Genomic DNA, 14,163 nt, shown 5'->3' on the forward strand with positions numbered 1-14,163 from the left:
TCTAAAATAAAATATGACAACATTAAAAATGGGAGATAAGGCGCCCAATTTTTCAGGGACCGATCAGGATGGAAAAAAACACGAATTAGCTGATTATGCTGGAAAAAAGTTAGTAGTTTTCTTTTATCCAAAAGCAAGTACTCCAGGGTGCACAGCAGAAGCTTGTGATCTTCGTGATAATTTTGAGCGTTTTAAAGCCAATAACTATGAGCTTTTAGGCGTAAGTGCTGATAGCCAGAAAGCTCAATCGAAATTTAAAGATAAATACGAATTTCCATTTCCTTTGATTGCAGATGAGGATAAATCGGTAATCAACGCTTTTGGAGTCTGGGGGCCAAAAAAGTTTATGGGAAAAGAATACGACGGGATTCATAGAACAACTTTCGTAATCGACGAAAAAGGAATCATTGATGAGGTTATTGAGAAAGTAAAAACAAAAGAACATGCTTCGCAGATTTTGAAATAGAGCTTTTTTGTTTCAAGTTTCAAGTTTCAAGTTTCAGGTTTCAGGTTGAAATCCTTGTGTAGTTTAACCGCAAGGCACGCTAGATTTTGTTTTTTTACTTAAAAATGCAAAGTTCGCAAAGCTTGGTCAATATAAACTTTGCGAAACTTGCGGATGTCTTGGCGTTCTTTTGCGGTTAAATTTTAATTTCCGTAGAAACCTGAAACAAAGAACTTTTAGCAAAAAAAAGTCCCTTTCTTTAGGGACTTTTTTTACTATGCATTTTGTTCTAACTCCTTTTGCGGATGATATCCAAAAAGATGATGTTCTTTTATAAGTTCTGAAACACCCGATGGCAACATTGGTTCCCAGCCAGATTTTCCTTGATTGATCATTTTTAAAACTTCGCGAGAGAAAACGGTTAAAATATTCGGATCATAATCTTCAATGTCGACAACTTTTCCATTAAACTTAAAGAATTTGTATAATTCTTTCATTCTTGGATGAACTTTTAAGTTGTTTGAATTCATTAATACACCGTCTTCGTCAAGCATTGGATATAAGAAAACCTTCATGTCTCTGTAGAATAATTTTCCGAATGCCTCAAGAATTCCTCCGCTTAGATGGCGGTAGTACTTTTCGTCAAATATGTCAACCAGGTTGTTTACTCCCATTGCCAATCCCATGCGGGCTTTAGTATAATTGGCAAAGTATTCAACAACTTTATAATACTCTTGGAAATTCGAAATCATTACGGTCTGTCCAAGCGAACAAAGTAATTCTGCTCTGTCCATAAAGTCACGTTCATCAATTTCGCCATCCGAACGTAAATTTGAAAGCGTGATTTCAAAAATTACAAGTGTATTGTTTTTTTCAACCTTATTTTCTTTGAGGAACATATTTAATGATTTCTCATACATGTCCATATTTACTTTCGTTACTGGGCGGAAACTTCCTCTCAATGCCAAAAGGTTCTTTTTATAAAGAATCGCAGCGGGAAGAATGTTTTTTCCTTCTGGATTAAACATTACCGCATCTGTCATTCCGTTTTTAACGAGTTGGAGACTCATTAAACGATTGTCAACATCGGCAAAACGGGGTCCCGAAAAGTTAATGGTATCGATTTCTAATTGATCTTTATCTAAATGATCATATAGATAACGAAGTAGTCGTTTTGGGTCGTTGTATTTGTAAAAAGCACCGTAAATTAGGTTAACTCCTAAGATTCCAAGTGTTTCTTGTTGCAGTCTTGCATCAGTTTCCTTAAAACGGATGTGAAGGATAATTTCGTTATAAGCTTCGTCAGGCTCAATCTGGTAGCGGATTCCGACCCAGCCGTGTCCTTTAAATTGTTTGGCAAAATCTATTGTAGCTACCGTATTGGCGTAACTGAAGAAAAGTTTCGTAGGGTGTTTTTCTCTGCTCAGACGCTCTTCGATGATCTGGCCTTCGTGGGTAAGCATTTTTTTTAATCGCTCTTCGGTTACATATCTTCCATCGCTTTCTACTCCATAAACCGCGTCACTAAAATCTTTGTCATAGGCAGACATCGCTTTTGCAATAGTTCCTGAGGAACCTCCGGATCTGAAAAAATGTCTAACTGTCTCTTGTCCAGCGCCAATTTCAGCAAATGTTCCGTAAATATTCTCGTTTAAATTAATGCGTAACGCTTTGTCTTTTATAGAAGGAATCTGTTCGATGACTCTGTCACCTTTGAGTTTTATTTCTGTACCCATTTTATTTTAAATAGATTTGTTACAAAGTTAGCAAATTAGGCTTCTAATGAAAGAGAAATAATCCTATTTTTGTAAAAAAATTAACTCCAATTGAAGATCTATTTTTTAGGGACCGGCACTTCTCAAGGCATTCCGATTATTGGAATTGACCATCCTGTTTGTAATAGTACTGATGCTAAGGATAAAAGACTCCGTGTATCCATTTGGATTACCTGGGGCGAGCATTCGTATGTAATAGACTGCGGCCCCGATTTCAGGCAGCAGATGCTTTCTTGCGGTTGCAGAAAACTCGATGCGATTCTGTTTACTCACGAACATTCTGACCATACTGCCGGTTTAGACGACATCCGTCCTTTTAATTTCAGACAAGGCGAAATTCCGATTTACGGCCACAAACGTGTCTTGGATAATTTACGAAAACGCTTTGACTATGTATTTGAAACCGTAAATAAATATCCTGGCGCTCCAAGTGTTAAAACGATAGAAGTCCGTAATAACAAGCCTTTTGAGATCGGTGATAAACTTGCTGTTCCAATTAATGCAATGCATGGCGATTTACAGGTTTTTGGTTACAGAATTGATGATTTTGCGTATCTGACAGATGTCAAGACCATCGATTTGACCGAAGTTGATAAGCTCAAGAATCTTAAAGTGTTGGTTGTAAATGCATTGCGCGTAGAACCGCACGACACTCATTTTAACCTTCAGGAGGCATTGGATTTTATTGAACTAGTAAAACCTCAAAAAGCTTATTTGACACATATCAGCCATGTACTAGGATTTCATGAAGAAGTGCAGAAACAGCTTCCCGAAAATGTTTTCTTGGCCTATGATAATTTAGAAATTACAATTTAATTATACACAAAAATGAAAAAATCCCTAATGCTTTATCTTCTGATTTTGGCTGTATTAATGAATCTTTTTACTTATATGTTTTACAGTCAGGAAGTGAAATTTGAGCAGAACAGATACGAAAAAACCACCAAAAAGTTAAGAGACAGTATCAATCTGGTAAAAGTAAAATTATCCGAAGCCGATTATTTCTCTTTAGAGCATAACGAAAATGCGCAGAACTATTTTGACAACAGTGCTTCTGGAGGAAAAGTAATTTTATATGAAAAACTGATTCCGGTCGTAACTGAAAAATTATTAGACTTAAATTCAAATCCAAAAGGAAATCCTTATACAGGACAAGATCAGATTGGACCAAACAAATTTATCATCAATAAAGTAAAAATTCTGAACCACAGATGGATTATTGCAGATTATAGTAATGGTGAACTTTGGGGAGAAGTCTTGTTAAAATACTTTGTTGATAACGACGATAATATTACCTTTGAAGTAAATCAAACTTGGTTATATCAAAAATAGGATTTTTTTAAATCCTATTTTTTTTTGCTCAATTTAAAACTATTAGGATTATGAAAAAGATGTTTTTGTTTTTGATTATTGCCAGTACATTTTCTTGTGCGAAAAAATTTTCGCAGGAAAGAAAAGAAAATAGTGTTCCAAAAGAGCCCAAGGAAGAAATGGTTGTCGGAGGAGATTCTGATTCTCACGGCTGTAAAGCTTCTGCTGGATATACTTGGTCGGTTTTGAGAAAAGAGTGTATTAGAGTTTTTGAAAATAGCACGAGACTCAATCATGCTCAAGATGGAAAAACATATACTACTGTTTCCTATGTGATTTTTGACGGAGATAAAGCAGAACTTTTCTTAGATACTCAAAAAGAATCCATCATTCTGGAAAGAAAATCTGAAGGTGATTCTTGGGTTAATGGTGATTGGCAATTAATTCCTTGGAAAGGTTATGTTCTGAAAAAAGGTGGAAAGATAGTTTATACTGGAGAATAAAAGTAATTTGAAAAATAAAAATAATAAAAATAAAGAAAAAGATTTAAAGGTTTAATTTTTAAATCTTATTCTTTTACAATACTCCTGTAAGAATAGTATATTTAGTAAGTTTTCGTTGTTTTTACTATATATCTTATTCCAGTTGAAAGTCCAAAAGATTGAGTTCTGTATGATCCTGAATTTTCATTAATTTTTGTTATACCAGCATCACCGTTGACTTCAAAAAATACAACAAATTTATCTTTTAAAATAACTTTATCAGCACCCAAAGCAAAAACAAAAGTTATCTCATTATTTTTTATTGTTAAATTTTGATTTACTTTTTCAAAAGCTGTCAGCTCATCGATATTTCCCTTATAAATATTGACATTGTCGATAAAATTATAACCAAATCCCATATCTGCATAAATCCTGAAATTATTACCTAAAGTACCAGACCTTCTATAATTTAAATTTAGAGATTTTGCTTTAAAACTATATTCTCCATTAGTTGTTTCGCTTTTTGACCCTCTTTTACTATTGGTAAATTCAAAATGAATTCCATTTGCGGCAGATGCCTTAGGGTCGCTAAAGTAGTACAAAACAGAAATTCCTTCATTTATATTCCAAAGTGCATCGCCTATGACAGCTCTACCTTCGCTTATTCTAGAGTTTGCGATATTAGTAAAACCATAACTTAAATTTACGCCAAATTCAAATTGTTGGGAGAATGCAGATTGTATTATAAAGAAAAATAGTAGGAGTAATTTTTTATTCATATGGAATTAATTAGTAAAGCAAGTTTTTTCGTAGTCAATAATAAAATTAATCAACTTTTCTTCGTTTGTAATTTTGATTTCATCAGCAGCTATCTTATCATGTAATGTTTTACAATCTGAAAATTTTTCTAACATTTCTTTCTGGGTTATAAGTCTGCTTAGCCCATTTGGAATCAAATATGTTAATTTTTCCGCATTTGGTTTTTTTATTACGAAAACACGATTTATTGCAAAATATGGACTTTGTCTAGTTTCTACTTTTATTAAAGTGTAATATAGTTTTACTTTATTAGAATACCATCTTTCCCCAAAAATGCTATCATTAATATTGTCGTATGTAACAACTTTTTTATTCTCCATCTTAATTTTAAAAGATTTTAAATCTTTTGGAAAGTACTCTTTTGAAGTGCCATCTTTTATAACAGTGATTTTTTCTTGAAGAGATAAAATTTTATTATTTTTAAAAATCATATTTCCTTTGATTAAAATCTGGACGCTTAAGGTATCATTTTGGTTGGTAACTATTTGGCCATAATAAGTTTGAGAAAAACAAAATGATGTACATAAAAGTAAAAAAGAAGAAATTAATAGTTTCATAAATTCGATATGTAAGTTGGAAAAATGTTAAAAGGTTAATTATTCAACCAATTCTTAAAATCAAAGAAATTCTGCGGAGCAACACCATGTCCTACAGGATATTCTTTATAAGTGACAGGGATGTTTAATTTTTCTAAAATTGCTGGAGTTTTCCTTGCCCATTCAATCGGAATGACTTGATCTACAGTTCCGTGGGAAGCGAATATTTTTAGGTTTTTAAAATCATTATTTTCAAAGCCTTCTTTGATGATTTCTTCATTGAAATAACCGCTCATTGCCACCACTCGCTGAATTTTTTCAGGATAAGAAAGTGCTGTTGCATAGCTTAAAATAGCTCCTTGACTGAATCCGATTAAAGTAACATTATTGGCATCAATTGGATAATTAGCAATTAATTCATCAATAAAAGAAGCAATTAAATCTCTCGAAGTTTTGGCTTGTTCGTTGTCTGAAAATTTATTCTGGTCTGCGTCAAAGTTGATTGCGTACCAAGCATATGCTCCGTATTGCAAATCGTAAGGAGCTCTAGCAGAAATAATGTAGTAATGGTCAGGAAGTTCTGAAGCGAATGAGAATAAATCGGCTTCATTGCTTCCGTATCCGTGCAATAAAAGCAATAATGGATTTTTATCTAAAATTACTTTTGGTTCTTTTATTTTATATTCTAAAGAGAGATTCATTTTTTTAGTGTTCAGTGTTCAGTTTTTTTTGGTGTTCAGTTTTGGAGTTTAAGTTCGTTTATCCAACAGATTTTAGCCATTTTTGATACAATCCGCCAACTAATGGCATTGGCCTGGTTTGGCCCTGAATGGCACTGAAAATTCCGTAAGCCCAAAGTACAGACATACAAATCCACATTGGAAAAGTAATATAAAAGCTGTCAAATGGACTCACAATTAACGCTAACGAAATAAAAGTAAGGGATAATCCTGCGGCCTGACGAATATGAAAAGAGGCAAAACTATTTTTATCCTCAGAGTTCATGCTCATGGCAATCAATACGCCAATGATTAGAATATAGCTGGTAATTGCAATTGATTTTCCTTCTTCGACTGTATTGTTCATTTTTATTATTTTGTAACAAGTTGATTTTGGTTGAAAATTCCATATACAGAACCTTTAATTTCTGTTCCTAAAAAAGCTGAATTTTTAGATTTTGAAAGGATGTTTTCTTTTGTAAAAGTTGATTTATGCTCTGGTGTAAAAAGTGTCAAATTTGCTTTTGCACCTTCTTCGATTGTATGGCTTTCAAGACCAAAAATAGTTCTTCCTGAAATTAGTTTTGCAACAACAGTTTCTAGCGGTAGAACGGTCAATAGAGCTCCAAAAGCGCTTTCTAATCCAATTGTTCCATTTTTGGCAGTGTCAAATTCCATTTTCTTGAATTCGATATCTATCGGGTTATGGTCTGAAGTAATGGTGTCGATAGTTCCGTCAGCAACTCCGTTTAAAAGAGCCTGTCTGTCAACTTCAGTTCGCAACGGAGGCGTAACTTTAAAACGAGTATCAAAACCATCCAGTTTTTCATCTGTTAGAACCAAATGATGTACCGATGCACTGCAAGTAACGTGCAAGCCTTTAGCTTTGGCTTCCCTAATCAATTCAACTGATTTTGCGGTAGAAATAGTCGGAATATGAAGTTTTCCGCCTGTATATTCTAATAAAAACAAGTTTCTCGAGATTTGCAATTCTTCGGCGAGATTCGGAATTCCTTTTAAGCCTAATCTAGTAGATACAATTCCTTCATTTGCCACGCCATTTCCTTTGATGTTCGGGTCTTGCGAATAAGCAATCACCAATCCATCAAAATCCTGAACATATTGCAAAGCAATTTTCAAAATATTGGCGTTGTCAATGCTTTTGTTATAATCTCCAAAAGCAATCGCTCCAGAATTTTTCATGTCAAAAAGCTCTGCCATATCTTTTCCTTCGCTAGCTTTTGTTAAAGCTCCAATCGGGAAAATTTCTGTAGCAAAACCATTTGCTTTATTTTTTACGAAATTTACCTGAGATTGATTGTCAATGATAGGTAATGAATTTGGTTGTAACGCAATAGCTGTAAAACCGCTTTTTGCGGCAACATTCAGTCCGTTTGCTATGGTTTCTCTATCTTCGTAACCTGGCTCTCCAAGAGAAACACTACTATCAAACCAACCTTGAGAAACATGAAGGTCGTCGAATCGCACTACTTCAGCATCGTCGTTTGGAAGAGAAATTCCTATTTTTTCTATTAAACCATCTGCAATTAAAAGATCAACAGTCTGATTGTGAAACGGACTTTTCGAGTCGATAATTTTGGCGCTCTTGATGATTATTTTCATATTTTGAATATTTATTTTATTAAAACATTAAATGTTTTTATTTACTGCGATTAAGAAATTAAGTTAATAAAGAAACTTAATTCTCTAAAACATCAAAATGTAAGTTCATAAAATAAAGCTTACTAGTCTTAATGTCTTAATGGTAAAAAAAATCATTTTACAAATTTTATAATCGCCATTTCTAATGCTAAAAATAACAGTGCAAAGATAACAAACCATTTCCAAATTTGGCTGTCTGTGCGCTCAGTTTGCAGCGTATTAAATATGGTCGAAATCGTATCGGCTGTTTTAAAATCTGAAATTATTTTTGTGTTGGCTTGGCTTAAATCACTCTCGGTTCTTTTGTAATTGAAGCTGACATTTTCTACCACTTCTTTTTTGTCAAAAATCCCATAATTTCCTGCCGTTTCTGGAAAATCATTAAAGGTTAGTTTGACTTTATTATTCATAATCTGCTGAATCGGAATGAAAGAATCTTCGGTTCCTTTTACTTCTAAAATAGCATCTTTTGTCAATAAAACATCGGCAAAATAAGGAACGTTGTTTCCTATTGTTAGGGCATTTACTCCGGTTTTCTGATTGCTTTGTCCAATTTTATAAAACAGTGGCACAATTAGTGGTGACTGCTGAAAATTTGAATTCGCCGTATTAATTGGTGCTGTAAATAGGGTAATTCCCGAAACCGGATTTTGGATAGAAGTTACAAAAGCGCTTTGGTCTTCATAAGATAAAACTGCCGGATACGGACTAGCGACAGCAAATGATGAATTTGTTTTGGGATATTGGAAATTGCTAATCTTATTTTCAAAAACTCCCGAAAACAAAGGATGATCAAAGTTGATTTTTGTAATCTGTTTTGGATTCGTTTCTAAGTTTTTAAACTGAATTTTCCCAAAATTCCCTAAAAAAGTATTTAGGTTTGAAATCGAACTTTTCTCTGAAGGAATAACCGCCAGATTCCCACCTTTAGAAATAAATGCTTTTAAAGTGGTCTGCAATGCTTGCGGAATTTCAATTAGCTCGTTTAAAATAATGGTGTTTTGTTTTTCTAAGCTATTGTAATCCAGTGCGCCAATTGGATAATTGTGGTAATTAAATTCAGAAGGAGTATAAATTCTTGATAAGAAGCTACTTTTTTCAGGTTCACCAATGCTGATTACATTTGTTTTTTTGTTTTTAGAAATGCTGAAAAACAATTTGTTATCGTATGTCAGCCCATTATCTTCAATGGCGGCATAACCGTGAAATGCTTCTTTTGGAATAGTGAAGTTTATTTTCTTTTTCTTCGAATCAAAATTAATAATCGTCTTGGCAATTAGTTTGTTCTGATTGTATAAAGCAGTCGAAACGGGTTTGAAATCTTCGCCATACGCCGATAAATCAATACCGATTTCGTAAAAATTTTCTAAGGTCTGAACAATATAAACACTGTCGATAGAAATATTGTTTTTTTGTTCGGCTTCGGGAACTATAAAATACGGACTTTCATCAAAATCAATGTTTTTAATGTCGTTTTCTTTTAATCCGATGGCATCACTAATAATTACGATATCCTTTTTATGAGCCGATTTATGAGCTTTGATTTTAGCGGCAATCGACGAAAGTTCAAAAGGTGTAGCGCTGTATTTCAGGTTTTGAAGAGCGCTTTTGACAGATTTAATATCGGTATTCCAAAAGTTTTCGGTATTGGTTAAAAGTGAAAACTGCATATTTTCAGGAGTATTTTCTAGTAATTCCTGAACAGCGCGTTTCAGTAATTCTCCTTTTTTGCCTTTTGCCTGCATGCTGAAAGAATTGTCTAATACAATATACATTTCGTTTGAGGCATTTTTACTGTCCTTGGCTTCAAAAAAAGGCTGTGCAAAAGCAATAATTACCACTGTAAGCAACAATAAACGTGTGGCCAGTAAAAGTCGTTTTTTAATTTTTGAACTTTTTCTAGTCTGGATGGCTAGCTCTTTTAAAAAGCGAACATTGGTAAAATAGGAAGTTTTAAAACGTCTTAATTGAAATAAATGAACCAAAATTGGTACAATCAATAAAAACAGAAAGTATAAAATCTCAGGGTGTTTAAAATGCATTCCGGCTTTGATTTACTTCGTTACGTTTTGTTTTTCGCGAAGATGCTCGTCAAAAATACAAATTTTAATTGAATGTGTAATTGTTTTATCACATAAGTAATACAGGTATTGAGTTGTGCGGCAAACCGTGTTCTATAAAAACAATCTATTAAGTTAATAACCAATATTTTTAAAATGTAACTTTTCTATTTTGAGTTGTAACGATGAAAATGTTTTAATGTGTATTTTAGCTGATTCAAAAAACAAAAAATTATGAAGAAATTAAATACGCTGTTTTTTACAGCTTTAGCCTGCATGAATCTCCAAGGGCAGCAGAAGTTTAATTTGCTGATAGGAACGTACACCAATACCTGTCAAAGCAACGGAATTTACGTTTACGAGTTTAATGCCGATTCAGGTTCGTTTAAACAGAAAAATTCAACACAAAATATTATCAGCCCGAGTTATTTGTCGGTTTCAGCAGATAATAAATTTATTTATGCTGTCAATGAAAACGGAACCAAGAGTGCAATAAGCGCATTTGGCTACGATTCTAAATCGGGAAAACTTAATTTTTTAAATACGAATGAGTCCCTTGGCGCCGACCCTTGCCATCTTATTAATGATGATAAAAATGTAATCGTAGCCAATTATTCAGGAGGTAGCATTGCTGTTTTTAAGAAAAAAGCCAATGGCAGCATTACTACAGTCCAGCAGTTAATACAACATGAAGGAAAAGGTCCTAATGCCGCTCGTCAGGAAAAAGCCCATGTTCATATGGTACTCTTTACACCCGATAAGAAATTTGTGTTGGTGAATGATTTAGGAGAGGACAAAATTTTTATTTATAAATACAATCCGAATTCTAAAAATGAAATTTTGACTTTAAAAGAAAGCGTGCAAGTAAAATCTGGAAGCGGACCAAGACATCTTACTTTCAGCAAAGACGGAAAATATGTTTATTTGATTCAGGAGTTAGACGCAACACTTACGACTTTTGCCTACGATAAAAGCGGTAGCTTAAAAGAAATTTCAGAAGTTAGTATATTGCCAGAAGGTTTTAAAGGAGCAACCAGTGCTGCCGCGATTAAAATTTCGCCTGATGGAAACTTCTTATACGCCTCTGATCGTGGAGATGTTAATATGATTTCGGTTTTTAAAATCGGAAAAGCGGGAAATCTCGAAAAAGTAGAACAGGTAAGCACTTTAGGAAAAGGCCCTAGAGATTTCGCCATCGACCCAACCGGGAATTTTCTTGTGGTCGGACATCAATACACAAACGACGTAATTATTTTCAAAAGAGATAAAATTACCGGAAAACTAACCGATACCGGTAAAAAGATTGAATTGTGCTCTCCAGTCGGGCTTTTGTTTACGAAAATATAGCTGGTGTAGTTGCTAAGGTTCTAAGGTGCTAAGATACTAAGCTTCTAAGTTAAAAAAAGTGTAAAGATTCAAAATGAATCTTTACACTTTTTTTAAGTGAGATAAGGAACCTCAGAACCTCAGAACCTCAGAACCTCAGAACCTAAAAAAAAAGTTATTTTTTCTTCTTCTTCTCATTTCTGGTCTTCAGCATATTTCTATTTACAGAACCATGAGTTTTCTTTTTCGTTTTTGAAGGACCACCCAGGTTGACTTTCTGGTTCTTTTTAGATTTTTCGTGAAAAGCGCCTTCACCTTCCAGTTTTGGTTTTTTCATTAAAAACTTTCTTGGCAATTTGTCTTTTTCAGGTTCGATTAATTTGTCTGAGATTTCAACTTCTTCTGGAAAATCAGCAATTTCAAGTTCCTGATCCATTAGTAGTTCTGTTTCTATTTTGTATTCCTCTTCTCTTGGAGAAACAAAACTGATGGCAGTTCCCGTTGCGTCCGCACGACCTGTACGACCAATTCTGTGCATGTACAATTCTGGTTCGTCTGGAAATTCAAAGTTGATTACATGCGTAATATTGGAAATATCCAAACCTCTTGCCATTACGTCGGTTGTAATCAAGCCGCGAAGATTTCCTTCCTGAAATTCAGCCATCGTGCTCAAACGATAATTTTGAGATTTGTTGGAGTGAATAACACCAAATTGCCCTTCAAAAAGATCATCAATACGATTGAAAAGCATATCTGAAATCTTTTTGTTGTTTACAAAAACCAAAATACGGCTCATGCTTTCGTCGTTTTCCAATAAATGTTTCAGAAGATTCACTTTTGTATTGAAATTCGGAACGTTATATGTAAGCTGCGTAATTTTTTCTAGCGGTGTTCCTGATGGAGCCAATGTAACTTCTTCAGGAAAATCAAAATAATCATTTAAAAGATCATCAACTTCATCTGTCATTGTTGCAGAGAACAAAATGTTTTGACGTTTGGTCTTCATCATTGCAAAAATAGAAGTAAGCTGGGGTCTGAAACCTAAATTCAGCATTTCGTCAAACTCGTCTATAACTAGTTTTTGAGTTTCATCAAAACGAACCACAGCGTCAAGCGCTAAATCCATTACACGACCAGGAGTTCCTACCAAAATATCCACACCTTCGTAAACCGCTTTTTTTTGTGTATTGATGTTTACACCACCATAAATTCCCAGTGTTTTAACCGACATGTATTTGGTCAGTTTTTCGACTTCTTCTACAACTTGAACTACTAATTCGCGTGTTGGAACCAGAATTACGATTTTTGGCGTATTAGTATGTGTAAATTTATAAAGCTTTAAAAGAGGTAATAAATAAGCAAATGTTTTACCGGTTCCCGTTTGCGCAATTCCCATCATATCACGTCCAGACATGATTACAGAAAAAGATTTTTCTTGAATAGGAGTAGGCGTAACAAATCCTAATTCGTCAACTGCTTTTTGTAATGATTTTGGAAGATTGAATTTTTCGAAAGTGCTCATTTGCGTAATTTTTTTGCAAATGTACGTTAAAATGATGGTTAGATAACCAGAATTTTCGAATCATCTCATGAATTAATTGTATAATTGTTTGATTTTCAAATCTAAAACCCTTCAAAAACCCCTAGCCCAAACAAAGCAAAATCATATTTTACAGGATCTGAAGCATCCATTTCACGAAGTTTTTTATCTAATTCGTTTAATGCTTTTGCATCATTTTGTTTTCGTTCTAAAATTCCCAGTTTACGGGCTACATTGCCAGAATGTACATCCAACGGACAAGATAAAACAGCAGGCGAAATAGTTTTCCAGATTCCCAAATCGACTCCTTTTGCGTCTTGACGTACCATCCAACGCAGGTACATGTTGATTCTTTTTGCTGCGGAATTGTTTAGCGGATCTGAAATGTGTTTTTGAGTTCTGGTCAAATGATCGATTTCGAAAAATATCTTTTTGAATTCACTGATGCTTTTCTGCAAACTGTCTTTTTCTTGATTTTTAGCAAATACAGCTTCAAGTCCGTTATGGTTTTTGTAAATGTGCTGCAAGCCTTTTATAAAACCTGCAAAATCATGTCCGTTGAAAGTTCTGTGGACAAATGTTTCCAGTCTTGCCAAATCTTCATCAGAATGCGACATGACAAAATCATACGGCGTATTGCCCATTAATTCCATCATTTTATGCGAATTCTTAATGATCATTTTACGATTTCCCCAAGCAATCGACGCGCTTAAAAAACCGGCAATTTCAATATCTTCTTTTTGAGTAAAAAGATGCGGAATCTGCACAGGATCACTTTCTATAAAATCCTGATTATTATATTGAATGACTTTTTCGTCAAGAAATTCTTTGAGTTCCTTTTGATTCATGTTTTATTTATCGGAAATACAGGAGATAGTATAATCTAGCTACTAATTACTGATTTGGCCATCAACCATAACAAGTTTTCTATCAGCCATATTGGCTAATTCTTCGTTATGAGTTACGATTACGAATGTCTGACCGAATTCATCTCGCAATTTAAAGAATAATTGATGCAAATTTTCTGCAGAATGAGTGTCAAGATTTCCAGAGGGTTCGTCGGCAAAAATAACATCTGGCTTGTTGATCAAAGCCCTCGCCACGGCAACACGCTGTTGTTCTCCACCTGAAAGTTCACTTGGTTTATGATTGATTCGATGTCCTAATCCCAGGTATTTCAATAATCTTTTTGCTTCTGCTTCGGTTTCTGCCTTTGGCTTATTGGCAGCAAAAGCAGGTATGCAGACATTTTCCAGCGCTGTGAATTCGGGTAGCAACTGGTGAAACTGAAAAATGAATCCGAGATGCAGGTTTCTAAAATTGGATAGAATTTTGTCCTGATTGCTTTTCTTTTTAAAATAACGCAGTATGTAAACCAAAGCTAAGATAAGAGGCAAAACCAAAGGAAAAATGCTGATTCCTCGAATTACTTCTTGAAATTTGATTTTAAAAAACACGATAAAGACAAGCAACACGATAAGGTAAACA

Annotated in this window: 14 protein-coding genes and 1 pseudogene; 5 read left to right on the forward strand and 10 right to left on the reverse strand. The window is 34.1% G+C overall.

All coding sequences use genetic code 11. The features are described from left to right. Positions 1-13 precede the first annotated feature (13 nt). A complete protein-coding gene (bcp, locus tag E0W73_RS00375) occupies positions 14-466 on the forward strand; it encodes a thioredoxin-dependent thiol peroxidase (protein WP_135220106.1) in 453 nt (150 codons plus the stop codon). Between the two features lie 254 nt (positions 467-720). On the opposite strand, the gene E0W73_RS00380 is transcribed toward bcp, so the two are convergent. After that, positions 721-2,181, reverse strand: coding sequence for a TonB-dependent receptor (locus E0W73_RS00380; RefSeq protein WP_135220107.1), 1,461 nt, complete (start codon positions 2,179-2,181; stop codon positions 721-723). Between the two features lie 90 nt (positions 2,182-2,271). Between E0W73_RS00380 and E0W73_RS00385 the strand changes: the two genes are divergently transcribed. From E0W73_RS00385 to E0W73_RS00395, 3 genes are read left to right on the forward strand one after another with little or no spacing between them, the layout of a single operon-like run. Next, the gene (locus E0W73_RS00385) at positions 2,272-3,036 is read left to right on the forward strand and encodes an MBL fold metallo-hydrolase (RefSeq protein WP_135220108.1); all 765 of its coding nucleotides are present in this window, start codon (positions 2,272-2,274) and stop codon (positions 3,034-3,036) included. 12 nt (positions 3,037-3,048) lie between these two features. Further along, positions 3,049-3,552, forward strand: coding sequence for a hypothetical protein (locus E0W73_RS00390; protein WP_135220109.1), 504 nt, complete (start codon positions 3,049-3,051; stop codon positions 3,550-3,552). A 50-nt stretch (positions 3,553-3,602) separates the two neighbouring features. Beyond that, positions 3,603-4,034: a hypothetical protein gene (locus E0W73_RS00395; RefSeq protein WP_244248405.1), complete on the forward strand. Its 432-nt coding sequence runs from the start codon at positions 3,603-3,605 to the stop codon at positions 4,032-4,034. Positions 4,035-4,135: 101 nt separating this feature from the next. Here E0W73_RS00395 and E0W73_RS00400 read toward each other — a convergent pair whose 3' ends face one another. The 6 genes from E0W73_RS00400 to E0W73_RS00425 form a co-directional block, all read right to left on the reverse strand. Continuing rightward, positions 4,136-4,792, reverse strand: a complete 657-nt coding sequence (locus E0W73_RS00400; RefSeq protein WP_135220110.1) for an outer membrane beta-barrel protein — start codon at positions 4,790-4,792, stop codon at positions 4,136-4,138. Between the two features lie 6 nt (positions 4,793-4,798). Beyond that, a complete protein-coding gene (locus tag E0W73_RS00405; protein WP_135220111.1) occupies positions 4,799-5,389 on the reverse strand; it encodes a hypothetical protein in 591 nt (196 codons plus the stop codon). Positions 5,390-5,424: 35 nt separating this feature from the next. Further along, positions 5,425-6,069, reverse strand: coding sequence for an alpha/beta hydrolase (locus tag E0W73_RS00410; RefSeq protein ID WP_135220112.1), 645 nt, complete (start codon positions 6,067-6,069; stop codon positions 5,425-5,427). A 58-nt stretch (positions 6,070-6,127) separates the two neighbouring features. Next, positions 6,128-6,454 carry a hypothetical protein gene (locus E0W73_RS00415; RefSeq protein ID WP_135220113.1) on the reverse strand — a complete coding sequence of 109 codons (327 nt, stop codon included), beginning with the start codon at positions 6,452-6,454 and terminating at the stop codon, positions 6,128-6,130. Positions 6,455-6,459: 5 nt separating this feature from the next. Continuing rightward, the gene (locus E0W73_RS00420; protein ID WP_135220114.1) at positions 6,460-7,710 is read right to left on the reverse strand and encodes a dihydroorotase; all 1,251 of its coding nucleotides are present in this window, start codon (positions 7,708-7,710) and stop codon (positions 6,460-6,462) included. A 152-nt stretch (positions 7,711-7,862) separates the two neighbouring features. After that, positions 7,863-9,791 (reverse strand): vWA domain-containing protein, encoded by a 1,929-nt coding sequence (locus tag E0W73_RS00425; RefSeq protein WP_135220115.1) that lies wholly within the window; start codon positions 9,789-9,791, stop codon positions 7,863-7,865. Positions 9,792-10,043: 252 nt separating this feature from the next. Between E0W73_RS00425 and E0W73_RS00430 the strand changes: the two genes are divergently transcribed. Next, positions 10,044-11,156 carry a lactonase family protein gene (locus E0W73_RS00430; protein ID WP_135220116.1) on the forward strand — a complete coding sequence of 371 codons (1,113 nt, stop codon included), beginning with the start codon at positions 10,044-10,046 and terminating at the stop codon, positions 11,154-11,156. 154 nt (positions 11,157-11,310) lie between these two features. On the opposite strand, the gene E0W73_RS00435 is transcribed toward E0W73_RS00430, so the two are convergent. From E0W73_RS00435 to E0W73_RS21750, 3 genes and pseudogenes are all read right to left on the reverse strand, one after another. Continuing rightward, on the reverse strand, positions 11,311-12,657 hold the full coding sequence (locus E0W73_RS00435) for a DEAD/DEAH box helicase (protein WP_135220117.1): 1,347 nt from the start codon (positions 12,655-12,657) through the stop codon (positions 11,311-11,313). A 101-nt stretch (positions 12,658-12,758) separates the two neighbouring features. After that, on the reverse strand, positions 12,759-13,523 hold the full coding sequence (locus tag E0W73_RS00440) for a TIGR02757 family protein (RefSeq protein WP_135220118.1): 765 nt from the start codon (positions 13,521-13,523) through the stop codon (positions 12,759-12,761). Positions 13,524-13,565: 42 nt separating this feature from the next. Continuing rightward, positions 13,566-14,015, reverse strand: a pseudogene (locus E0W73_RS21750) (ABC transporter ATP-binding protein); the annotation flags it as partial. Positions 14,016-14,163 lie beyond the last annotated feature (148 nt).

The sequence above is a fragment of the Flavobacterium foetidum genome (genome assembly GCF_004634245.1).
In the GTDB taxonomy this organism is placed as follows: Bacteria; Bacteroidota; Bacteroidia; order Flavobacteriales; family Flavobacteriaceae; genus Flavobacterium; species Flavobacterium foetidum.

Coding starts and splice junctions, on each gene's coding strand:
- E0W73_RS00380 (WP_135220107.1), bottom strand. CDS start 2,181: ATGGGTACAGAAATAAAACTCAAAGGTGACAGAGTCATCGAACAGATT.
- E0W73_RS00405 (WP_135220111.1), bottom strand. CDS start 5,389: ATGAAACTATTAATTTCTTCTTTTTTACTTTTATGTACATCATTTTGT.
- E0W73_RS00410 (WP_135220112.1), bottom strand. CDS start 6,069: ATGAATCTCTCTTTAGAATATAAAATAAAAGAACCAAAAGTAATTTTA.
- E0W73_RS00395 (WP_244248405.1), top strand. CDS start 3,603: ATGAAAAAGATGTTTTTGTTTTTGATTATTGCCAGTACATTTTCTTGT.
- E0W73_RS00390 (WP_135220109.1), top strand. CDS start 3,049: ATGAAAAAATCCCTAATGCTTTATCTTCTGATTTTGGCTGTATTAATG.
- E0W73_RS00440 (WP_135220118.1), bottom strand. CDS start 13,523: ATGAATCAAAAGGAACTCAAAGAATTTCTTGACGAAAAAGTCATTCAA.
- E0W73_RS00415 (WP_135220113.1), bottom strand. CDS start 6,454: ATGAACAATACAGTCGAAGAAGGAAAATCAATTGCAATTACCAGCTAT.
- E0W73_RS00400 (WP_135220110.1), bottom strand. CDS start 4,792: ATGAATAAAAAATTACTCCTACTATTTTTCTTTATAATACAATCTGCA.
- bcp (WP_135220106.1), top strand. CDS start 14: ATGACAACATTAAAAATGGGAGATAAGGCGCCCAATTTTTCAGGGACC.
- E0W73_RS00425 (WP_135220115.1), bottom strand. CDS start 9,791: ATGCATTTTAAACACCCTGAGATTTTATACTTTCTGTTTTTATTGATT.
- E0W73_RS00435 (WP_135220117.1), bottom strand. CDS start 12,657: ATGAGCACTTTCGAAAAATTCAATCTTCCAAAATCATTACAAAAAGCA.
- E0W73_RS00420 (WP_135220114.1), bottom strand. CDS start 7,710: ATGAAAATAATCATCAAGAGCGCCAAAATTATCGACTCGAAAAGTCCG.
- E0W73_RS00430 (WP_135220116.1), top strand. CDS start 10,044: ATGAAGAAATTAAATACGCTGTTTTTTACAGCTTTAGCCTGCATGAAT.